Origin of the sequence: Sphingopyxis sp. 2PD (assembly GCF_005503695.1) — a bacterium.
In the GTDB taxonomy this organism is placed as follows: domain Bacteria; phylum Pseudomonadota; class Alphaproteobacteria; order Sphingomonadales; family Sphingomonadaceae; genus Sphingopyxis.
On record NZ_SCMU01000001.1, the window covers coordinates 305,793 to 326,522 of the forward strand.

Sequence of the window (20,730 nt, forward strand, 5' to 3'; positions counted from 1 at the left end):
GACGAGATCGAAGCCATTTCGACGTCCCTTCGGGATTTGACCGATTTCGTCAGCGAGCCTTGGAATATCTTCATATGCCTGCGTCTCGCTTCCTTGCCCTGAACAAAATCGCTTCAAACCTCGAAGGCGCAAATGGCGGATTCTGGCCCTAAATCGGATCGACGGCCTGGCCCGCCTCGCTGTTGAACAGGAACCCGTCGCCGCCCGCCTTTTTATAACCCGTCAGCCAGTCCTGCGCCGCCTTGCGGTCCTTGAACGGCCCCACCAGCAAGCGGCGGGTCCGGCCCCATTCGGCGGTCGCGCCCGATTTGCCCTTGAACAAGTCGGGGCTTTTCTTCGCGAATTTGCCATAGTCGGTCGCGAGTGCCCGCGCATTGGCACCGGTCGCGACCTGTACCCAGATGCGCGCCGGATTGGCCTTTTTCTCTGCCGCTTCGGCCTTGGCCTTTGCATCGGCCTCAGCCTTGGCTTTCGCCGCAACCGCGTCCTTTTCGCGTTTTGCATCCTCCGCCGCGTCGGCGCGTCGCTTGTCTTCGAGCAATTTTGCGAGCGTGTCGGCACCGATCGCATTGTCGGGCTGGTTCAGTTCCTCCGGCGGAATCTCGATCGACCCGACGATGTCGGCAAGCGACGCCAGTGGTGCAACCGCAGCGGGAGCGGGAGCGGGCGCCGAAGAATTGGATACTGCGGCGGGCGTTGGCGCGGATGGCGAAGCATCGCGCGATGTGGTTGCCATGTTCGCTGCCGCGACGGCTCCGCTGGTCCCAACGTCGGCGATCGAGAAGCCCGGAGCGACTTCGCGCGCGCCACTCTGTGCGGTGAAGACCGGATCGGGGTTTGCAGCCGCCGGTGACGGTCCTGCCGCGACTGCCGACCCCGCCGCGATATCGGATGCTTTTTCTGGCAAGGGGGAAACGGCGGGGCGAAGCGTCTGGCGCAATGTCGATTGCAAGACGGGCGGCCCCGACGACGCAGGCCCATCCGGCAAGGCGACCGGCGATTGTGCGGCGCGCGTCGTTGGAGCGGGCGTTGGCTTTGGGGGTGATGCAGGCTGCGGCGCGGACTCGCGCGGCTGGGCATAGGCGGGCCCGATTGGCCGCGTGCTGGGCGTCGGGGCCGGCGTCGCAGCGACCGACGCGGCGGGCGGGCGGCTGGTGCCAGCGCTGGGGCGCCGGGTCGACGTCGCGGGCGGTGTCGGAGATGGCGTCGCGGCGGCCACCTGCACCGGCTTGCGCTTCGCCGCAAGCTGGCCGTTCGGGAAGCGCCCGAAATGGGCGGCTGCGGCCTGCTGCGCCGGATTGAGCCGGTCCATCTGGGTCAGATAGGGCAGAATATTCTGCGCCATCGCAGGCGGCATCGTTGCGTTGACGATCTCGGTTGCTTCGCCGTCGCGGCCGTTCATCGCCAGGATCATTGCGCGCAACCGCCAAGCGCCGCGATCCTGCGCCCGCAATTGCGGCGTCAGCATCTGGATCGCGCGATCGGCCTCGCCACTGATCCCGAGCGAAAGGGCATAGCGCCGCGTCAGTTCGTCGTTCGGAGCGATCGACAGCGCCAGCTGGTAATCGCGCTGGGCCGCATCCTGCTGCCCCAGCAAATCGCGGGCTAGCGCACGGTCCGCCAGAAACAGCCGCTCGGGCGCGCCGAGCAGCTGCGCCTCGCCAAAATAATCGAGGGCGCGGGTCGGGTTTTCCATATGAACCACTGCCGATCCCAGCGCTGCCTTGATCGCGCCATCGCGCGGGCTCGCCTGCTCGGCGCGGACCAGAAAGCCGAGCGCCGCACGATAATCTTCCAACTCGATCGATGCCCGCCCGGCGTCGAGTAGCGCGCGTGGATCGCTGTTGTTCGACGCAATCCGCGCGAGCGCCGACGACAGCAACGTCCGCGCCGCGGTACGCTTCTCCATTGCCGCCTTGGTCGCGGCGTCGGGCGGCGTCACCTGCGCGAACGCAGGCGCCGCCAGCAGCCCGAACAACAGCGCGCCGAATGCGCCGGAACAAAGCCGCGCGCGGGCCGGCCTTGCCGTCATTTTTGCTTGCCGCATGGGCAAATCATCCCGCTTTCCGGCCCGCCGTGCCCGGTGGGCGGCCGTTCGCTAGCCCCGTTACTGGTTGTTCTGACGCCCCAGGAAGCGCGGAATGTCGACCCCGTCTTCCTTGTCGGCCGCCTCACCCTCGGGCGCGGTGGCGCCGCGCGAAAGGCGCGACATACGTTCGAACAAGGTTCCACCACCGATCGCGCGTGCCGGCGATTCCGCGGCAGCCCCGGCACCTCCATCCGATGCTGCGGCAGGCGCTGACCGATAATCGGCCGCAGGCGCTTCGGGTGCATCGAGCACCAGTTCTTCCGCCGTATCGTCATAGCTGGCGGCGACCTGCGACAATTCCATCGGCTCGTCTTCGGCGGCAGGCGCCTCGGCCTCGACCGTATCGCTCAGCGAAAAGCCGGGCGCAGGATCGTTCGCCTCTTCGGCGGGTGCGTCAGCAACGGTCTCTTCCTCGACAACCGGTTCAAACGCCTCCTCGGCCACCGGCGCCGGCGCCGCGGCGCGCGCCGGAGCAAAGGAGAAGCTGCGCGTTGCGGGCGAAGCCTGCGCTGCCATTTCGCCGCTGCTGTCGATACCGGTCGCGACCACCGAGACGCGGATCTTGCCGTCCAGGCTGTCGTTGAACGCGCTGCCCCAGATGATGTTGGCGTCGGGATCGACCAGCTCGCGGATATGGTTCGCGGCCTCGTCGACTTCCATCAGGCGCATGTCCTCGCCGCCGGTGATCGAGATGATGACGCCCTTGGCCCCCGCCATCGAAACACCGTCGAGGAGCGGGTTGGCGATCGCTTTCTGTGCGGCTTCGAGCGCACGGCCATCGCCTTCGGCTTCGCCGGTGCCCATCATCGCCTTGCCCATTTCGCGCATCACGCTGCGCACGTCGGCAAAGTCGAGGTTGATCAGGCCGGGCATGACCATCAGGTCGGTGATCCCGCGCACGCCCTGCTGCAGCACTTCATCCGCCATGGTGAAGGCTTCTTTGAAGGTCGTGTTGGGGTTGGCGACCAGAAACAGATTCTGGTTCGGAATGACGATCAGCGTGTCGACATGGTCCTGCAGCTCGGCAATGCCCGAGTCCGCCGACCGCATGCGGCGCGCGCCTTCGAAGGTGAAGGGCTTGGTGACGACGCCGACGGTCAGGATGCCGCGATCGCGTGCCGCCTTGGCGATGACCGGCGCCGCCCCCGTGCCGGTACCGCCACCCATGCCCGCGGCGACGAAGCACATGTGCGCGCCGTTCAAAGCTTCCTCGACCTGCGCGATGCTCTCCTCGGCGGCCGCGCGGCCAACCTCGGGTCGCGAACCGGCGCCCAGCCCCTGCGTGATCTGCGTCCCCAGCTGGATGCGCCGTTCGGCGGGCGATGCGTTCAGCGCCTGCGCGTCGGTATTGGCGACGATGAAATCAACCCCCTCGACCCGCGCCGCAATCATGTTCGCGATGGCATTGCCGCCGGCACCGCCGACGCCGATCACCGCAATGCGCGGCTTCAGTTCGTCGACCTGCGGCGGGCCAATATTGATGCTCATCAAAAAGTCTCCCTGCAGCGGCGGACAGGTGCCGCTTCCCCAACCTTGCGACCCGAACGGGCGGGTGTCCCGCCGCCCGGTTTTCTTAACCCGCATTGCACTATTGTGACGTGGGAATCACCCAAAAAATTAACCTTTTTTCGCGTTTCACCGCTAAAAACTGCTTTTTAACGCTGCCATCAACCGATGCAGGATCGAAGTGCTCGCCGGACGATAGACATCCTGCGACATCATCGGCAAATCGCGCAGGTCGACGGGGTCCGACGCGGCATAGAGAACCAGACCGGCGAGCGTCGCGAAAGCGGGGCCGCTGTGCGCATCGGGCAGTCCGTGCAGTCCGCGCGGCCTGCCGACGCGCGCGGCGCGGCCGAGCGCGCTCTGGGTGTAATCGGCAATGCCTTTGAGGTCGGCGCCGCCGCCAACCAGAACCACCTGGCGCCCGATGGGGCCAACGAAATGCAGGTCTTTGAGTGTCCGGCCAATCTCGCCCATCATCGCGTCGAGACGCTGGCGGATCACCGAGACCAATTGCGCGCGGGTGATGCGCGGGGAATCCCCGCTCGTCGGCGCGCCGGGTTCCAGCTCGATGACCTCGTTATTGTCGCGCGGGCTGGCCGATGCCGAGCCGTAAAAGCTCTGCAGCCGCTGTGCCTGGCTGCGCCTTATGCCAAAGGCCGACGCAATATCGTCAGTGATGTCACTCGCGCCAAAGGGCAGCGACGCCATTTCGACGAGCATCCCGCCAGCATAAAGCGAGACCGTGGTGACCGCAGCCCCAAGTTCGACCAGCGCGACGCCAAGGTCGCGTTCCTCGTCCGACAGGCAGGCAAGCCCTGCCGCGATCGGCGACGCGACCACCGCGTTGACGTCAAGATGCGCCTGCCGCACCGCCGCCTCCAGATTGCGCACCGGGGCGCCGTCGGCCATGATGATATGGATGTCGACGCCCAGCCGGTCGGCGTGGAGCCCGATCGGGTTCTTCACCCCCGTCAGGCCGTCGAGCGTGTAAAGCGCGGGCTGCGCGTGCAGGATCATGCGGCCTTCGGGGTCGATCCCGGCGCGGCCCGCGGCAAGCAGGTCGTCGATATCCTCTTTCTCGATCCGATGGCCGCCGAGTTCGCTTTCGATCGGCGCGACGTCGCTGAGCAAACCGCCCGCCGAAAAACTGACCCACACATCGTCGATATTGAGCCCCGCGATGCGCTCGGCCTGCTCGATCGCTTCGCGCACGATATGTTCGGTCTGCTCCATGTCGGCGACATAGCCGCGCTGGACCCCGCGACTTTCGCGCTGCCCGGTACCCAGCACATGCAGCTGGCCGTCGGCGGCCTGCCCCGCGATCAGCGCGCACACCTTCCACGACCCGACATCGAGCGCGGTAATGATTTTTTCGATGCGCGGCGGGGCCATGGCTTATCCCTTCTCTGCCACCGCGACGTCGGCAACCGCAGCGCGCGCTTCGTCGAGCTTGGCGGGCGCTACCTGTCCTTCATGCGGCAGCCGCAGGACGAACCGCGCGGGGTCGCGCATATCAAAGCGCAGGATGCCGCGCCCGAGCAGGCGATTGGCACCGTCCATATGCGCGAACTTGGCGAGCGCCGCCTTTGCCTCGGCCTCGCCCTCGGGCAGCGATAGCGTTTCGCCACTGCGGAAGCGCAGATCCCAACGGCGGTTGCCGACCCACGTCGCCCCCGCCAGCAGTTCCTTGAGGCTGCTTGCCTCGGCGAGCAGCCGGTCGAGATCCTGCGAGCGCTGGTTTGCCTTGGGTCCGATCACCAGCGGTAGGTCGGGCATCGTTGCGACGGTCACCGGTTCGAGCACCACGCCCTTGTCGTCGATCAGCGACAGGCGATTGTTATGTTGCCAGATCGCCGCCGGCGTGCGCTCAACGATATCGACGACGAGCGTGTCGGGCAGGCGGCGCGACACGCGCGCATCCTTGATCCAGCCATATTGCATCAAGTCGCCGCGGACATCTTCCAGATCGACCGCCGCCATCGAACGATCTTTTTGCGCCAGCGCGATGTCATAGACCTTCAGCCGGTCGATCCGGTCGGCACCGACGACTTCGACCTTCTTGACCTGGAACCCGGCGCGGCCGACCGCCTGCGCATATTCCTCGTGGATCTTTGCGGTCACGCCGGTCGCCTGCGCCGCGATGCCCGCGACCGCGACCAAGCTGAGCCCGATTGTCCAGTTGGCGATTTTTTGCAATCGCTGCGGGCTGATCGGCAGCGCGTTGATCACGGCGTTAAGCCGCGACGTCTGCACCTTCCGACGCTTTTTCGGCGCCCGCGCCGGGCGCCGCGGCGGCGCCGCACCGCGCTTGATCCGCGTGTTACTCATAACGCTTCCCCCACGATGCGTTCGACCAGTTCGGCATAATCCATGCCCACCGCGCGTCCCTGTTCGGGAACAAGGCTGAGCGGCGTCATGCCCGGCTGCGTGTTGACCTCGAGCAGATAGATGCCCGCAAGCCCATGCTCGTCGTCCCAGCGAAAATCGGAGCGCGAGGCGCCCTTGCAGCCGAGCAGGCGGTGCGCTTGCAGCGCCAGATCCTTCATCCGCTGCGCGACGTCCTCCGGGACGTCGGCGGGGCACACATGTTCGGTGAGGCCGTCGGTATATTTGGCGTCATAATCGTAAAAACCCGACTTCACGCGCAGTTCGGTGACGGCGAGCGCCCGGTCGCCCAGCACCGCAACGGTCAGTTCGCGACCCTTGATAAAGGGCTCGGCGAGCAGGCGGTCGAACTCCTGCCACGGCCCCACCGCATCGCGCGCGATCGGGTTGCCGTAATTGCTGTCGTCCTTGACGATCGCGACGCCGACCGACGAACCTTCATTGACGGGCTTGAGGACATAGGGACGCGGCAGCGGGTCAACTGAAAACAAGCTTTCGCTGTCGACCATCGTCCCCGTCGGCATGGGGATACCATGCGGCACCAGCGCCTGTTTCGTCAATTCCTTGTCGATCGCGATTACCGAGGTGACGAGGCCGCTGTGGGTGTATTTTAGCCCCATCAGGTCGAGCATGCCCTGCACGGTGCCGTCCTCTCCCGGAACACCGTGGAGCGCGTTGAACACGACATCGGGCTTCGCCTCGGCAAGCCGCAGCGCAACGTCGCGGTCCATGTCGATCCGCGTGACCCTGTGCCCGCGCGATTCGAGCGCGTCGGCGACGCCGTTGCCGCTCATCAGCGACACTTCGCGTTCCGCCGACCAGCCGCCCATCAGGACGGCGACATGCCAGGGGCCGCGGCTCACTTCTTCACTCCCACGCGCTGTATTTCCCATTGCAATTCGACGCCGCTCTTGTCCTTCACCCGGCGGCGGACCTCCTCGCCGAGCGCCTCGATATCAGCGCTCGTCGCTTCGCCGGTGTTGATCAGGAAATTGGTGTGCTTCTCGCTGACCTGCGCGCCGCCGACCGTGAGGCCACGGCATCCGGCTTCGTCGACCAGCTGCCACGCCTTGTGACCGACGGGGTTCTTGAAGGTCGAGCCGCCGGTCTTTGACCGCAGCGGCTGCGACGCCTCACGGCTCGCCGAGATGCGGTCCATTTCGGTCTGGATGGCGGCGGGTTCGCCGGGCCGACCGCGGAAGGTCGCACCGATCACCACCGCGCCCTCGGGCAATTCGCTGTGGCGATAGGTATATCCCAGATCGTCGAGCGCCAGCGTGCGGCGCTCACCCGATCGCAACACCACGTCGGCATCGATCAAAATGTCTTTCACCTCGCCGCCATAGGCGCCGCCGTTCATCCGCACGAAGCCGCCGACGGTACCGGGGATCGAGCGCAGGAATTCCATCCCCGCTATGCCCGCGTCGCGCGCCGTCGAGGAAACGAGGATGCCCGACGCGCCGCCGCCGCAACGCAGCGTCGTGGCATCGATGGCTTCAACCTTGGCAAAGGCTTTGCCGAGCCGGATCACGACGCCCGGAAAACCGCCATCGCGAATGATGAGGTTCGAGCCGAGGCCGAGCGCCATGACAGGCGTAGCCGGATCAAGGTCGCGCAGGAAATCGGTAAGGTCGTCTGCGTCCTTGGGTTCGAAAAGCCAATCAGCGGGACCGCCCGACTTGAACCAGACAAGCGGCGCGAGTGGGGCATGGGCGGTCAGTTTGCCGCGGACTGTCGGGAGGGTGGCAAGGTCGCTCACGACCGCACCCCTTCCCCGTTCGTCCCGAGCGAAGTCGAGGGACACCTGGCGCTGCGCTGGCGTGCCTCGACTTCGCTCGACACGAACGGAGGTAAGATGAGAACGGAGACGCAAGTCACGCCGCCGTCTCCACCGCGCTCGCCAGCCCGGCCGCCATCTTGGTGATGTCGCCCGCCCCCAGGCAGATGATCATATCGCCCGCACCAAGATCGCCCGCCTTGATGCTATCCGCGATGCTCACAGCCAGTGCCCCGGCATCCGCAACGACACTCGCCTGCCGATGTCCGCGATCGCGCAGGCCCGCGACCAGCGCATCCGACGATACGCCGTCGATCGGGCTTTCGCCCGCCGCATAGACCGGCAACGCCAGCACGATGTCGGCGTCGTTAAACGCCTGCTGGAAATCGTCCATATGGTCGCGGAGGCGCGTGAAGCGGTGCGGCTGGACCACGCCGACGACGCGCCCTGCGCCAACGCCTTCGCGCGCCGCCGACAGCACCGCGCGGATTTCGACCGGGTGGTGGGCGTAATCGTCGATCACGGTGACGTTACCGCCCTCGACCGCAATCTCGCCGACCTTGGTGAAGCGGCGCTTCACCCCGGCAAAGCCGTTGAAGCCCGACACGATCTTGTCGTCGCTGACCCCCATGTGCAACGCCACCGCGATTGCGGCGAGCGAGTTCTGGACATTGTGGCGCCCCGACATCGGCAGGTGGATGCCCTCGATCGTCCGGCTGTTCCCGTCGCGGTCGCGCACGACGACGTCGAAACGATTGCCGTCGGGACCGGGCGTCACATTGGTCCCGCGCACATCGGCCTGCGCCGAAAAGCCATAGGTCACGATCCGCCGGTCGCGGATGCGCGGGATGATCGCCTGTACCTCGGGATGATCGAGGCAGAGCATCGCAGCGCCATAAAAAGGCACATTCTCGATAAACTCGACGAAGGCGTCCTTGATCGCGTCGAAGCTGCCATAATGGTCGAGATGTTCGGGGTCGATGTTGGTGACGACCGCGATCGTGCCGTCGAGGCGCAGGAAGCTGCCGTCGCTCTCGTCGGCCTCGACCACCATCCAGTCCGATGCGCCCAGCCGCGCGTTCGAGCCATAATTGTTGATGATGCCGCCATTGATCACGGTCGGGTCAATGCCACCCGCATCGAGCAGCGCCGCGACGAGGCTGGTCGTCGTCGTCTTGCCGTGGGTGCCCGCGATGGCGACGGTCGATTTCAGCCGCATCAGTTCGGCCAGCATTTCGGCGCGGCGGACCAGCGGGATGCGCTGCGCCAGCGCCGCCTCGACCTCAGGATTGCCGCGCTTGACCGCGGTCGAGGTGACGACCACCGCGACGCCGTCGACATTCGCGGCGTCATGACCGATCGCGACCTTGATGCCGCGTTTGCGCAGGCCTTCGATGACATAGCTTTCGGCGATGTCGCTGCCCTGCACCTGATAGCCGAGGTTGTGCATGACTTCGGCGATGCCCGACATGCCGATGCCGCCGATGCCGATGAAGTGGATGGTGCCGATGTCGGTCGCAACGCCGCGCATCATTCGCCTCCCATGCGCGCCGACGCCATGCCGGTCGCTGCGGCGCGCTGGCCCGACGGGGCGCCGACGCGGATGACATCCATCATCGGCGGGGCGGCCAACGATTCGACGAGATCGGCAAGGTCGCGCGTGGCGTCTGGCAAGCCGCAGCTCGCGGCGCGCGCCGCGGCATTTTCGAGCGCACCGGGCTCGAGCGCCATGCGCTGGATCTGCTTGGCGAGTTCGCTGGCGGTGAATTGCGGCTGCGGGATCGAGCGCGCGCCGCCCGCCTCGACCATGTCGACGACATTATAGGTCTGGTGATTGTCCATCGCGTGCGGATAGGGAACGAAGATCGCGGGCCGCCCGGCGCAGGCCAGTTCGGCCACCGTCGACGCCCCGGCGCGCGCGATCACCAGATGCGCCCAGCGGAGCCGGTCGGGAAAGTCCGCGATATAGGTCGCGCATTCGGCGGCGACGCCCATCGCCGCATATTTGCCGCGCACTTCCTCCAGATCGGCCTCGCGGCATTGCTGGACAACCTGCAACCGGTCGAGCAGCGCGCGCGGCAGCATCGCGATCGCGGCGGGAACGACATCGCTCAGCACCGTCGCGCCCAGGCTGCCGCCGACGACGAGCAGGCGGAAAATGCCGTCCTCGCTCAGCGGCGGGAAGCCTTCTTCACGGATCGCAATGATCTCGTCACGCACGGGATTGCCGGTGATATGCTTTTTGAGCTCATGCCCCGCCGGGTAGCGCTGGATATTGTGATAGGCGACCGCCACGGCATCGACACGCGGCGCCATCATCCGGTTGACCCGCCCCAGCACGGCATTTTGTTCGTGCAGCACGCGCGGCCGCTTTGTCGCGCCCGCCGCGAGCAGGCTGGGCAGCGAGGGATAGCCGCCGAACCCGACGACGACCGCGGGATCGAAGTCGCGGATCAGGTCGATCGCCATCCGCCGCCCTTTGCGGATCGCGAGCGCCGCCTTGATCCAGCCGATGGGGCCACCATGGACGCGCCCGGCGGGGAGGACATGCGTTTCCATCTCGGCAGGCGCGCCCGGAATACGCAGGCCGCGGTCGTCGCTGACCAGCGCGACGCGATGCCCGCGCGCGATCAGTTCGCCCGCCAGCGCATAAGCGGGGAGCATATGCCCCCCGGTGCCGCCAGCAGCGAGCAGATAGTGGCGAGTTGCACTCATTTCTTGTTCCAGTTGCGGGTCATCGACACCCGCGCCGCATAGGGGTTTCGCCGGGTCAGCGACAAGAGCAAACCCATGCCGATCGACAAAGCGATGAAGGACGACCCGCCATAGCTGATGAACGGCAGCGTCATGCCCTTCGACGGGAACAGCTGGGTGTTCACCGCCATGTTGATCGTCGCCTGGCCGCCGAACTGCGCGATCAATCCCGCGACCGCAAGGATCAGGAAGCTGTCCTCCTCATCGAGCAGACGCACGAGAACGCGGACGATGATCGCGAGATACAGGATCGCGATTGCGATGCACGCGATCATCCCGAACTCTTCGCCGATGACCGAGAAAATATAGTCGGTGTGTGCCTCGGGCAGCTGGAATTTCGCGAGGCCCGCCCCGGGGCCCGTCCCGATCAGTCCGCCCGCGGTCAGCGTCGCATGCGCCTTGTCGACCTGAAAGCTGTCGCCCTCGGCGAACAGCCAGATGTTGATGCGCTGCTGCGCCACCGGATAGAAGAAATAGGCTAGAATGATGCCGACCACGCTGGTTGCGGCGAGCATCCCCATGATCCGCATCGACAGCCCGGCCACGAGCACCAGGACGAGCCAAGTGGCGGCGAAGATCACGGTCTGCCCCAGATCGGGCTGCCCCATCAGCAGCACCGCAATCACCCCGGTCAGCACAAAACTGAGCGGCACGACCGGCAGGCTCTGATCATGCAGGCGCAGCGACAGGATCCATGCGAGCGACACCGCAAAGAAGGGCTTGAGAAACTCCGACGGCTGCAACCGGAAGATACCGCCGCCGATCCAGCGCTGCGCGCCGTTGACCGTGGTGCCGAGCAGCGGGACGAGAAACAGCAGGATCAGGAAGGTGATCGTGCCATAGATCGCAAAGCGCCGCGCCTGCGCTTTAGGCAACATTGATACCGCGAGCATCACCGGCACCCCGACGATCACCCACATCAGCTGGCGATAGAAATAATAAAGCGGATCGAGCGAGGCCGTGTTGGTCGATAGTTTCTGTGCCGCCACGGGGGACGCCGCGGCGACCGCGACCAATCCGATCGCGACGAGCATCGACACTAGCAAGAGCAGGACGCGGTCGATTTCCCAGAACCACAGCCCCAGCGGGGTGCGGTCGGCGCGGCTGAGGCGCGGGCCGCGGCGCTTGACGGTGCGCGTCGTCGCAATCACCGGCCTTTCGGTGGTGGCGTCCATATTGTCCATTCCCCCGCTCATGCCCCAAGCGCCGCGACAAGTCCGCGAAAAACATCGCCGCGCTGCTCATAATCCTTGAACTGGTCGAACGAGGCGCAGGCCGGCGACAGCAGCACGATGTCGCCGGGCCGCGCCGCCGCCGCGGCGCGCGCGACCGCGGTCGCCATATCGGCGGACCGATCGACCGGGATCGCATCGCCGATTTCGGCAGCGAAAGATTCCATCGCGTCGCCGATCAGATAGGCCTGCTTCACATGCCCGAACCACGGACGGCACGCAGCCAGCCCGTCGCCCTTGGCCTGCCCCCCGGCAATCCAGTGCAGACGCTGGTCCGGCGCCGGCGGGAATGCCGCCAGCGCCGGTGCAGCGGAAGCCGCGTTGGTCGCCTTGCTGTCATTGAACCAGCGGACGTCTGCGACTTCGCCGACAAATTCCATCCGATGCGGCAGCGACCGGTAGGTCGCGAGGCCGCGTTCGACCTGCTCGTCATTCAGCCCCAGCACCCGGCACACCGCGATCGCGCAGACGGCGTTCTGCGCGTTGTGCGGGCCTTGCAGCGCGGGCCAGCGCGCCTGGTCGACCGGGTCGATGTCCTTGCCCGACACGCGGTGCAGTCGGTGATTGATCCGCCCCGCAATCATCTTCGACGGATCGTCGTCGACCGCGACGATCGCTACCTGACCCTGATGCTGGAGCGAAAACAGCCGTGCCTTGGACGCGGCATAGCCGGTAAACCCGTCATAGCGGTCGAGATGGTCGGGGCTGAGATTCGTCAGCACCGCGACGTCGCAGGCCAGGCTATGCGAGAGGTCGATCTGGTAGCTCGACAGTTCGAGCACATAGACGCCGCCTTCCTCCAGCGGATCGCGCGACAGGATCGGCAGCCCGATATTGCCGCCCATCAGCGACGGTACCCCGGCGCTTTCCAGCATATGGTGGATCAGCGCCGTGACGGTCGATTTGCCGTTCGTTCCGGTGATGCCAACGACCTTGTGCGGCGGCAATTCGCCGCGCGCTTCGGCAAAAAGCTCAACATCGCCGATCACCGGCACATGCGCCTCGCGCGCGTGCGCGGCGATCGGGTGGCGATTTAGCGGCACGCCGGGCGACACGACGACGCCGGCAAAGCCAATGAGGTCAATATCCAGCGGATTGCCGATGTCGGCGCCCAGCGCCATCGCATCGTCGCGCGCTTCCTCGCGCTCGTCCCACGCGGTGACCCCCGCGCCGCTGGCAACCAGCGCCGCGACCGTCGCGAGCCCCGAGCGCGCCAGCCCCAGCACCGCATAGCGGCGACCGGCAAAGGCGCGCGAGGTGATCACCGCAGTTTCAAGGTCGCGAGCCCCGCGAGCGCCAGAACGATCGAAACGATCCAGAACCGGATGACGACAGTCGATTCGGGCCAGCCCATCTGCTCGAAATGATGGTGGATCGGCGCCATGCGAAACACTCGCTTGCCGGTGCGCTTGTACCAGAACACCTGGATGATCACCGACAAGGCCTCGACCACGAACAATCCGCCGACCAGGACGAGGACCAGCTCATGCTGCGCCGTCACCGCGATCGTCGCCAGCGCGCCGCCGAGCGCGAGGCTGCCGGTGTCGCCCATGAACACCGCAGCAGGCGGCGCGTTGAACCACAGGAAGGCGAGGCACGCCCCGATGATCGCGGCGGCGAACACCGCCAACTCGCCGGCGCCCGAAACATGCGGAATGCCTAGATATTCGGCGAATTTCACATTGCCCGACAAATAGACAATGACGAGGAAGGTCAGGCTGGCGATGATCACCGGGAAGGTCGCGAGGCCGTCGAGCCCATCGGTCAGGTTCACCGCATTGCCGAAGCCAACGATCAGCACCATCGCAAAGACATAATAGAGCGGCCCGAGTTCGAGCACGACGCCGCTGAAAAACGGCAGATACAGGTCGGTACCGGTGCGCGACACGATCAGGAACACCGCGACCCCGGCGATCAGGAACTCGATCAGCAGGCGGACGCGACCCGGAATGCCGCGGTGGCTGGCCTTGGTGACCTTGTCGAGATCGTCGAGGAAACCGACCGCCGCGAACCCGCCGGTCACGAAAATGCACGCCCAGACGAAGCGGTTCGACAGGTCCATCCACAAGAGCGCCGAGATCATCAGCGAGATCAGGATCATCAGCCCGCCCATCGTCGGCGTGCCCTTTTTGGCAAGGTGGCTTTGCGGCCCGTCCTCGCGGATCGGCTGTCCTTTGCCTTGCCGCATCCGCAGCATCAGGATGAAGCGCGGCCCGATCCACAGGCCAATGATCAATGCGGTCGCAACCGCAGCGCCCGAGCGGAAGCTCAGATAGCGAATGAGGTTCAATACCCCCGGAAAGCCCAGCCATTCCGCCAGCCAATATAACATCAACAGTCCCCGTTGGTCAGCGCCGTCACCAGATGCGACAAGCCGACGCTGTTCGACCCCTTGACCAGCACGGTGTCGCCGGGGTGGATCACGTCGCCCAGCCGTGCCGCTGCGTCAGAGTGGGCGGCCACATGCTCGAAATCGATGCGGCCCTCAAGCGCTTTGGCGAGCGGCGCCATCTCTTCGCCGACAAGCAGGGCGAATTGCACCCCGGCTGCGACGAGCGGAGCCGCGAGCCCGGCGTGATAAGCTTCGCCGTCCGGCCCGAGCTCCTTCATCGCGCCGAGAATCGCGACTTTGCGGTCGCCGGATTCGCTGCCCAGCTGGCCGATCGTTGCGGCCATTGAGGCGGGGTTGGCGTTATAGCTTTCGTCGATCAGCAGGATATGCCCGCCGCCCAGCGGCACCCGGTGACGCGCGCCGCGGCCCGCGAGCCCGGCCATTTCGGCAAAAGCCAGCCCCGCCGCGGGCAGGTCGCCGCCGACCGCCTTCACCGCCGCCAGCACCGCGAGCGAATTGGACACCCAATGCACCCCCGCCTGCGCGATCGTGTAGCAGAGCAGCGAATCCTGCACCTGCGCGGTGACGAGCGACCCACCCTGGCCGTCGGGCAACCAGTCGACCGCGCGCACATCGGCGTCGGCGCCGAGGCCGAAGCTGATCACATGCGCGGCATGTTGTTCGGCCTTGGCGCGCAGCCGGGCATAATGCGGGCTGTCGAAGGGGACGATCGCGGTACCGCCGGGCTCCAGCCCTTCGAAAATCTCGCCCTTGGCATCGGCGATCGCCTCTTCGCTGCCGAAAAACTCCATATGCGCCGGGGCGATGGTCGTCACGATGGCGACGTGCGGGCGGACCATGCGGGTCAGCTCGGCGAGCTCGCCTGCATGGTTCATCCCCATTTCGAACACCCCGAAATCGGCGGTCGAGGGCATGCGCGCGAGGCTGAGTGGCACGCCGACATGGTTGTTATAGCTTTTGACCGAGCGATGCGCCTTACCGGGGCGGAAACGGTCGAGCGCCGCGAACAACGCTTCCTTCGTCCCCGTCTTGCCTGCCGACCCCGTCACGCCGATGACCCGGCCGTGGCTGCGCGCACGCGCCGCGGTGCCGAGCGCATTCAGCGCCGCGGCGCTGTCAGCAACGCGGACATGCGGTTGGTCGATGGCGGTTTCGCAGATGATCCCGGCGGCGCCCGCAGCAATCGCCTTATCGATAAACTTGTGCCCGTCGGTCGCCTCGCCGCGCATCGCGACGAAGAGGTCGCCGGTCGTAACCTCGCGCGAATCAAAGGCGACGCCATGCACGGTGAAATCGGCGCTCGCTTCGCCGCCGGTCGCGGCGGCGATGGCGCGGGCGGTCCACAGCGGGTTCATGCCGCGCACTCGCGCGCGACGGCAACGTCGTCGAAAGGGATGACGCGCATGTCGGCGCCCGCGCCGACGATCTGCCCCTGCTCATGCCCCTTGCCCGCGATGCAGACGATGTCGTCGGCGCGCGCTTCGGCAATCGCGGCAGCAATGGCGGCGCGGCGATCGCCGATGACCTGCGCGCGCGGTGCGCCCGCAGCAATTGCGGCGCGGATGGCCGCCGGATCCTCGCCGCGCGGATTATCGTCGGTGATGATCAGCACGTCGGCCTTGGCCGCCGCGACCTTCCCCATCTCGGGGCGCTTCGCCTGATCGCGGTCGCCGCCGGCGCCGAACACAAGGATCAGCCGCCCGCGTGCATGCGGACGCAGCGCGTCGAGCGCCGCCGCGATCGCGTCGGGGGTATGCGCATAATCGACATAGACCGGCGCGCCCGCCTTGGTGATCGCCGCGCGCTCGAGCCGCCCGCGCACCGGCTGCAGCCGCGCCAGATTACCCAGTGTCTGCGCGACATCGCCGCCGGTCGCGATGACCAGACCCGCCGCCACCAGCGCATTGGCGACCTGATAGGCGCCGATCAGTGGCAGATCGACCTTGTGGGTCACATCACCCGCCGCGATGACAAGCGTCTGGCCGAGCTGGGTCGGTTCACGCGAGATCAGACGCAGAGCCTCGCCCTGCGCCCCGACCGTCAGCAGGCGAACGCCGCGCGCGCGCACTGCATCAATGACGGCGGCCGAATAGCCATCGTCGCTCCAAACGACGGCTGTACCATCCTGTTCGACCACCTCGGTGAACAGCCGTAGCTTGGCCGCGAGATACGCCTCCATCGTGCCATGATAGTCGAGATGATCGTGGCTGAGATTGGTGAACGCCGCCGCCTTTACCGGCAATCCTTCGGTGCGATATTGGTCAAGCCCGTGGCTCGAGGCCTCGAACGCCGCATGGCCGACCCCCTCGACCGCCAGCCCCGACATATTGCTGAGGAAGGTGACGATGTCGGGCGTCGTCAGCCCGGTCGACGCGCTGTCGAGCGATGTCGTGATCCCCAGCGTGCCGATCGACGCCGCGTTGAACCCTGCCATCCGCCACAGCTGGCGCGTCATTTCGACCGTCGAGGTCTTACCGTTGGTCCCCGTCACCGCGACGCAAGTCGCCGGAAAGCGGTGAAAGAATCGCGCCGCAATATGCGCGAAAGCCCGGCGCGGATTGGCTTCGGCAATATGCACTGCGCCTTCGACGTGCGCCTCAGGCCGCGCGACGACCGCCACCGCCCCGGCCTCGATCGCCGCGGGAATGAAATCCTCACCGTTGAATTTTTCGCCGACAAAGGCGCCAAAGACTGTCCCTGGCGCCACTTTGCGATGATCGATGGCGAGGCCGGTGACGACCGGGTCGGTGCCCGCACCCCCTTGATCCCCCGTCAGCGCGGACAGGCGCATTATTCGTCTTCCCCATTTCTCCACAGCAGCGGGGTAAGCTCGGAGACATCGACGTCGCGGCTTTCGTCGGGGAATACGCCGAGCATCGGTCCGGCGCGCATCACGACCTTGCTGACTACCGGAGCCGCGGTCCAGCCCGCGGTGCGCTGACCCGAGCTATAGGCGTTGCCCTTGGGCTCGTCGATCATCACCAGCACGACATAGCGCGGATTATCCATCGGGAAAGCCGCGGCAAAGGTCGCGACGACCGAGCTGCGGCGATAGCCACCGGCGCCGGGCTTTTCGGCGCTGCCGGTCTTGCCGCCGACACGGAAGCCCGGGGCTTCAGCCTTTTTGCCGGTACCGTCCGACACGATCAGGCGGAGCAGCTGGCGCATCCGGGCGCTGGTCGCGGCCTTGAACACGCGGCGGCCCTTCGGCGGCGCCTGATCGCCCAGTTTGGTGATCGTCGCGGGGCGATAGATGCCGCCGTTGACCAACGCGGCATAGGCGCTGGCGAGGTGCAGCGGGGTCACCGCGATGCCATGGCCATAGCCGGTGGTCATCGTGGTCAATCGGCCCCAATCCTTCGGCCACAGCGGAAAGGCACGTTCCTTCAGGTCAATCTTGGGCCGCGTGTTGAAATCGAGCTTGCGGAACATCGCCTCCATATTCTCGCGGCCCAGTTCGTCGGCAATCCGCGCGGTAGTGATGTTCGAGCTGTGGATCAGCGTTTCGGGGACGTTCAGCCAGCGGTTCGAGGGATGGCTGTCGCGGATGCGAAAGCCCGCGATCGCCAGCGGCGCGGTCGCGTCATAGCGGCGCGCCATACTGGTCACCGTGCCCGCATCGATCGCGGCCGCCACCGTCAGCGGTTTGAAGGTCGAGCCGAGCTCGTACAGATTATGAGTCACCGCGTTGCGCCGCGCCGCCATATTGTCCGGCGCCAGCTTGTTGGGATTATAGGTCGGCAGCGACGTCATGGCGGCGATTTCGCCGGTGTGGACGTCGAGGATGATGCCGGCGCCGCCGATCGCTTCGAGATTGGCGACCGCCGAGCCCAGTTCGCTTTCGAGCACACCCTGCACGCGCGCATCGATCGACAGCGCCAGCGGCTCGCCGCGGGTAGCCTTGTCGATCAGGCGGCTGTCGAACGCCCCCTCGGCGCCGGTGACGCCATGTCCCGCCGCATCGGTGAAGCCCAGCACGTGCGCGGCGAGGCTGAGCTGCGGATACAGCCGCTCTTTCTCGCGCGGGAAGTCGAAGCCAACGTCGCCGATCGCGTTTACCGCCGCCACTTGATCGGGCAGCGCGCGGCGGCGGATATAGGTCGGGCGCGGCCCGCTCACCTTGGCCAACAGCTCGGCGCGCGACATGTCGGGGAATATCTTGTGCAGTTCGTCGGCCAGATATTGCCGATTGTTGAGCAGCTTTTCCGGAACGACGCGGATCGAATAGCCGTCGATCGTCCGCGCCAGCGGGATGCCGTTGCGATCGACAATGTCAGCGCGCGCCGGAAGGAAGGCGGTCGATGCCGAACCGTTGCGCGACGATGTGTCGAACATCGCAAAATACAAGAGCCGCATCGACACCAGAAAAAATGCCGCCATGAACAGCAGCATCAGGATCATCAGGCGCTGCTGCGCGGTCAGCAAAATCTGTTGCCGCACCCCAGCGGTACGCACCCGGGTCGGACGGACGACCAGCGTGTTCATCGGGTCGGCTTCCCTCCTGCGGCTTCGGCGGCGGCGGCACGCTTCAGATCCGCGAGCGTCGATTCGGCAAGCAACTGGTCCTCGATCATCTTGAGCTGTTCGCGGCGGCGCGTCGGCGCCATGCGCGGCGCGGTGTCGCTGCGAATGCCTGTTTCGGCCTGCGCCAGCACGACTGGCTTTGCCGCAGCGGGCTTTGCTGCGACCGGGCTTGCCTGGGGCGCGGCGGGCACGGCAACCGGCGAAACCATCGCCATCAGCACCGGCGCAACCTCGTTGGCGCCGCGCGCGCGCGGCAGGCGGTCAAGCGACGCCAGCTGGCGCTCGCTCTCCAGATATTGCCCCGCACCCGGGGCCGAATAGCCAAAGGTGTCAGCGTTCCACTGCTCCAGCTGGCGCATGGAGGCGCGCACCGCGAGCTCGGATTCCAGGTAGCGGATATTGTCGCGGCTGCGCTCGATCTCCTTTTCGATCCGCGTCAATTCGCTGCGCGTCGCCGCGACCTTGAGCGACACCGGATAGAGCATCATCGCACAGATCAGCACCAGCAGGACCAGTCCGATCCCTTGAAGTTTGCGCGCCGCCATCAGCATGAGATCGCCTCCTTCATATTGGATTGACCCGGCCAGGCCGGGGCTGCCGTCCGCACCGCGCTACGCAGCGTGGCCGAACGCGCGCGCGGGTTGCGCGCCTCTTCGGCCTTGCTCGGCCGCACTTTGCGCGCCGGCGTTTCGAAAGTGGCGGCCCGCGCCAGAGGGAGCGGCGCGGGCCGGTGACGCGAACCGGCGGCATCGCTTCCGCTCCGTTCGCGCAGAAAATTCTTCACGATGCGGTCTTCGGTGCTGTGAAAGCTGACCACCGCCAACCGGCCGCCCGGGCGGAGCAACCGTTCGGCGGCGGCCAGCCCCGCGACCAACTCGTCGAGTTCGGAATTGATGTGGATGCGGATCGCCTGAAAGCTTTTGGTCGAAGGATCCTTGGGCGCACCGGGCGGATGGCGCAGCGCCTTGCGGACCACTGACGCCAGTTCGGCGGTGCGCGTCAGCGGCCGCGCGGCAACGATCGCGCGCGCGACGCGGCGCGACTGACGCTCGTCGCCATAATGGAACAGCACGTCGGCGATTTCGGTTTCATCGGCGCGGTTCAGCCAGTCGGCGGCGCTTTCGCCCTCCTGCGCCATGCGCATGTCGAGCGGGCCGTCCTTCTGGAAGGAAAAGCCGCGCTCATCGCGGTCAAGCTGCATCGACGACACGCCGATGTCGAAGGTGATGCCGTCGACGGTATCGATTCCGCGCTCGGCCAGCAGCCGGTCGATCTCGCCGAAGCGGCCGTGGATCAAGGTCAGCCGGCCATTGGCCTCCCCGACCAGCGCCTGCCCTTCGGCAATCGCATCGGGATCGCGGTCGCAAGCGACGACATCGGCGCCCGCGGCGAGCATCGCGCGGGTGTAGCCGCCCGCTCCAAAGGTTGCGTCGACGTGACGCTCGCCCGGCGTGATCGCGAGTGCGGCAACGACTTCGTCGCGCAGGACCGGGTCATGGCGCGGATCGCGGGGCAGCGCGGCGGAAAGATCGCTCATTTGCGCCCCTTCCCTTTCGTCGCGTCCCACGCCGCGGCAAGCCGCTGCAACACCGGATCAGCGTCAGCGCATTCTACGAGCGTCGGCAGCCACCAGATTTCGAAACGACGACCCGATCCGACAAAGGCGGTCGCACCGACATCGCCAACGCGGTCGCGGTGGGTAAAGCCGGGCAGGAACCGACCGCTGTCGTCGAGTGCATAGGCCTCGGTATAGCTGAAACGCTTCTTGAACTCGGCGTCTTCGTCGAAATCGAGGTTGCGCGCGCGCGCGGTGTCGCGATCACGCTCGATCTCGCTGTTCAACCGGTCATATTGATCGTGACCATAGGCGACGAGGCAGGGCAGCTTTTCATGGAAACCGACCCAAAGCACGCGCTGGCCGTCCGCAGTAAGGGGCACATTGTTGCGGAACTGTGAGGGGACGGCGATGCGTCCCTTGCCATCGATCGCGGCGAAGCTGGTGCCTGCATATTGGCCGGGCGTCACAATCGCCATCGCTCTGCCCTCCCCCTATGCGCCACCGGGCAATAATTCCCTGGCCCCGAAATCGCATGATTCCAGTTGGTTCGGT

General features: G+C 66.3%; 17 protein-coding genes. All 17 read right to left on the reverse strand.

Features of this window, described 5'->3' with window-relative positions:
• Positions 1-148: 148 nt before the first annotated feature.
• The 17 genes from FFS18_RS01345 to FFS18_RS01430 all read right to left on the reverse strand — a co-directional run bounded on the left by FFS18_RS01345 (position 149) and on the right by FFS18_RS01430 (position 20,654).
• Positions 149-2,032, reverse strand: coding sequence for an SPOR domain-containing protein (locus tag FFS18_RS01345; RefSeq protein ID WP_137869446.1), 1,884 nt, complete (start codon positions 2,030-2,032; stop codon positions 149-151).
• A gap of 75 nt (positions 2,033-2,107) precedes the next feature.
• Positions 2,108-3,577, reverse strand: coding sequence for a cell division protein FtsZ (gene ftsZ, locus FFS18_RS01350; protein ID WP_137869447.1), 1,470 nt, complete (start codon positions 3,575-3,577; stop codon positions 2,108-2,110).
• A 153-nt stretch (positions 3,578-3,730) separates the two neighbouring features.
• Positions 3,731-4,987 (reverse strand): cell division protein FtsA, encoded by a 1,257-nt coding sequence (gene ftsA, locus FFS18_RS01355; RefSeq protein ID WP_137869448.1) that lies wholly within the window; start codon positions 4,985-4,987, stop codon positions 3,731-3,733.
• 3 nt (positions 4,988-4,990) lie between these two features.
• Complete coding sequence (locus FFS18_RS01360) at positions 4,991-5,923, reverse strand: cell division protein FtsQ/DivIB (RefSeq protein WP_137869449.1); 933 nt, start codon at positions 5,921-5,923, stop codon at positions 4,991-4,993.
• A complete protein-coding gene (locus FFS18_RS01365) occupies positions 5,920-6,843 on the reverse strand; it encodes a D-alanine--D-alanine ligase (RefSeq protein ID WP_137869450.1) in 924 nt (307 codons plus the stop codon). The genes FFS18_RS01360 and FFS18_RS01365 overlap by 4 nt, the downstream gene beginning before the upstream one ends.
• Positions 6,840-7,739 (reverse strand): UDP-N-acetylmuramate dehydrogenase, encoded by a 900-nt coding sequence (gene murB / locus FFS18_RS01370; protein WP_137869451.1) that lies wholly within the window; start codon positions 7,737-7,739, stop codon positions 6,840-6,842. The genes FFS18_RS01365 and murB overlap by 4 nt, the downstream gene beginning before the upstream one ends.
• A gap of 115 nt (positions 7,740-7,854) precedes the next feature.
• Positions 7,855-9,288, reverse strand: coding sequence for a UDP-N-acetylmuramate--L-alanine ligase (gene murC, locus FFS18_RS01380; RefSeq protein WP_137869452.1), 1,434 nt, complete (start codon positions 9,286-9,288; stop codon positions 7,855-7,857).
• A complete protein-coding gene (murG, locus tag FFS18_RS01385) occupies positions 9,288-10,472 on the reverse strand; it encodes an undecaprenyldiphospho-muramoylpentapeptide beta-N-acetylglucosaminyltransferase (protein WP_137869453.1) in 1,185 nt (394 codons plus the stop codon). Before murG ends, murC begins: the two co-directional genes overlap by 1 nt.
• Positions 10,469-11,707, reverse strand: coding sequence for an FtsW/RodA/SpoVE family cell cycle protein (locus tag FFS18_RS01390; protein WP_171005180.1), 1,239 nt, complete (start codon positions 11,705-11,707; stop codon positions 10,469-10,471). The genes murG and FFS18_RS01390 overlap by 4 nt, the downstream gene beginning before the upstream one ends.
• A complete protein-coding gene (gene murD, locus FFS18_RS01395; protein ID WP_137869454.1) occupies positions 11,704-13,008 on the reverse strand; it encodes a UDP-N-acetylmuramoyl-L-alanine--D-glutamate ligase in 1,305 nt (434 codons plus the stop codon). Before murD ends, FFS18_RS01390 begins: the two co-directional genes overlap by 4 nt.
• Complete coding sequence (gene mraY, locus FFS18_RS01400; protein ID WP_137869455.1) at positions 13,005-14,075, reverse strand: phospho-N-acetylmuramoyl-pentapeptide-transferase; 1,071 nt, start codon at positions 14,073-14,075, stop codon at positions 13,005-13,007. Before mraY ends, murD begins: the two co-directional genes overlap by 4 nt.
• Positions 14,075-15,451, reverse strand: coding sequence for a UDP-N-acetylmuramoyl-tripeptide--D-alanyl-D-alanine ligase (locus FFS18_RS01405; protein ID WP_137869456.1), 1,377 nt, complete (start codon positions 15,449-15,451; stop codon positions 14,075-14,077). The genes mraY and FFS18_RS01405 overlap by 1 nt, the downstream gene beginning before the upstream one ends.
• Positions 15,448-16,887 (reverse strand): UDP-N-acetylmuramoyl-L-alanyl-D-glutamate--2,6-diaminopimelate ligase, encoded by a 1,440-nt coding sequence (locus FFS18_RS01410; RefSeq protein WP_137869457.1) that lies wholly within the window; start codon positions 16,885-16,887, stop codon positions 15,448-15,450. Before FFS18_RS01410 ends, FFS18_RS01405 begins: the two co-directional genes overlap by 4 nt.
• A complete protein-coding gene (locus tag FFS18_RS01415) occupies positions 16,887-18,581 on the reverse strand; it encodes a peptidoglycan D,D-transpeptidase FtsI family protein (RefSeq protein ID WP_137869458.1) in 1,695 nt (564 codons plus the stop codon). The genes FFS18_RS01410 and FFS18_RS01415 overlap by 1 nt, the downstream gene beginning before the upstream one ends.
• Entirely contained in the window at positions 18,578-19,165 is a 588-nt protein-coding gene (locus tag FFS18_RS01420) for a hypothetical protein (protein WP_137869459.1), read from the reverse strand. Before FFS18_RS01420 ends, FFS18_RS01415 begins: the two co-directional genes overlap by 4 nt.
• Positions 19,165-20,157, reverse strand: a complete 993-nt coding sequence (rsmH, locus tag FFS18_RS01425; RefSeq protein ID WP_137869460.1) for a 16S rRNA (cytosine(1402)-N(4))-methyltransferase RsmH — start codon at positions 20,155-20,157, stop codon at positions 19,165-19,167. Before rsmH ends, FFS18_RS01420 begins: the two co-directional genes overlap by 1 nt.
• A complete protein-coding gene (locus FFS18_RS01430) occupies positions 20,154-20,654 on the reverse strand; it encodes a division/cell wall cluster transcriptional repressor MraZ (RefSeq protein ID WP_120216823.1) in 501 nt (166 codons plus the stop codon). Before FFS18_RS01430 ends, rsmH begins: the two co-directional genes overlap by 4 nt.
• Between the last annotated feature and the right edge of the window lie 76 nt (positions 20,655-20,730).

What these genes read in the sequence shown, in the direction of transcription:
- FFS18_RS01345 (WP_137869446.1), bottom strand. Translation starts at nt 2,032, where the DNA reads ATGACGGCAAGGCCGGCCCGCGCGCGGCTTTGTTCCGGCGCATTCGGC.
- ftsZ (WP_137869447.1), bottom strand. Translation starts at nt 3,577, where the DNA reads ATGAGCATCAATATTGGCCCGCCGCAGGTCGACGAACTGAAGCCGCGC.
- ftsA (WP_137869448.1), bottom strand. Translation starts at nt 4,987, where the DNA reads ATGGCCCCGCCGCGCATCGAAAAAATCATTACCGCGCTCGATGTCGGG.
- FFS18_RS01360 (WP_137869449.1), bottom strand. Translation starts at nt 5,923, where the DNA reads ATGAGTAACACGCGGATCAAGCGCGGTGCGGCGCCGCCGCGGCGCCCG.
- murC (WP_137869452.1), bottom strand. Translation starts at nt 9,288, where the DNA reads ATGCGCGGCGTTGCGACCGACATCGGCACCATCCACTTCATCGGCATC.
- murG (WP_137869453.1), bottom strand. Translation starts at nt 10,472, where the DNA reads ATGAGTGCAACTCGCCACTATCTGCTCGCTGCTGGCGGCACCGGGGGG.
- FFS18_RS01390 (WP_171005180.1), bottom strand. Translation starts at nt 11,707, where the DNA reads ATGAGCGGGGGAATGGACAATATGGACGCCACCACCGAAAGGCCGGTG.
- mraY (WP_137869455.1), bottom strand. Translation starts at nt 14,075, where the DNA reads ATGTTATATTGGCTGGCGGAATGGCTGGGCTTTCCGGGGGTATTGAAC.
- FFS18_RS01405 (WP_137869456.1), bottom strand. Translation starts at nt 15,451, where the DNA reads ATGAACCCGCTGTGGACCGCCCGCGCCATCGCCGCCGCGACCGGCGGC.
- FFS18_RS01410 (WP_137869457.1), bottom strand. Translation starts at nt 16,887, where the DNA reads ATGCGCCTGTCCGCGCTGACGGGGGATCAAGGGGGTGCGGGCACCGAC.
- FFS18_RS01415 (WP_137869458.1), bottom strand. Translation starts at nt 18,581, where the DNA reads ATGAACACGCTGGTCGTCCGTCCGACCCGGGTGCGTACCGCTGGGGTG.
- FFS18_RS01420 (WP_137869459.1), bottom strand. Translation starts at nt 19,165, where the DNA reads ATGGCGGCGCGCAAACTTCAAGGGATCGGACTGGTCCTGCTGGTGCTG.
- rsmH (WP_137869460.1), bottom strand. Translation starts at nt 20,157, where the DNA reads ATGAGCGATCTTTCCGCCGCGCTGCCCCGCGATCCGCGCCATGACCCG.
- FFS18_RS01430 (WP_120216823.1), bottom strand. Translation starts at nt 20,654, where the DNA reads ATGGCGATTGTGACGCCCGGCCAATATGCAGGCACCAGCTTCGCCGCG.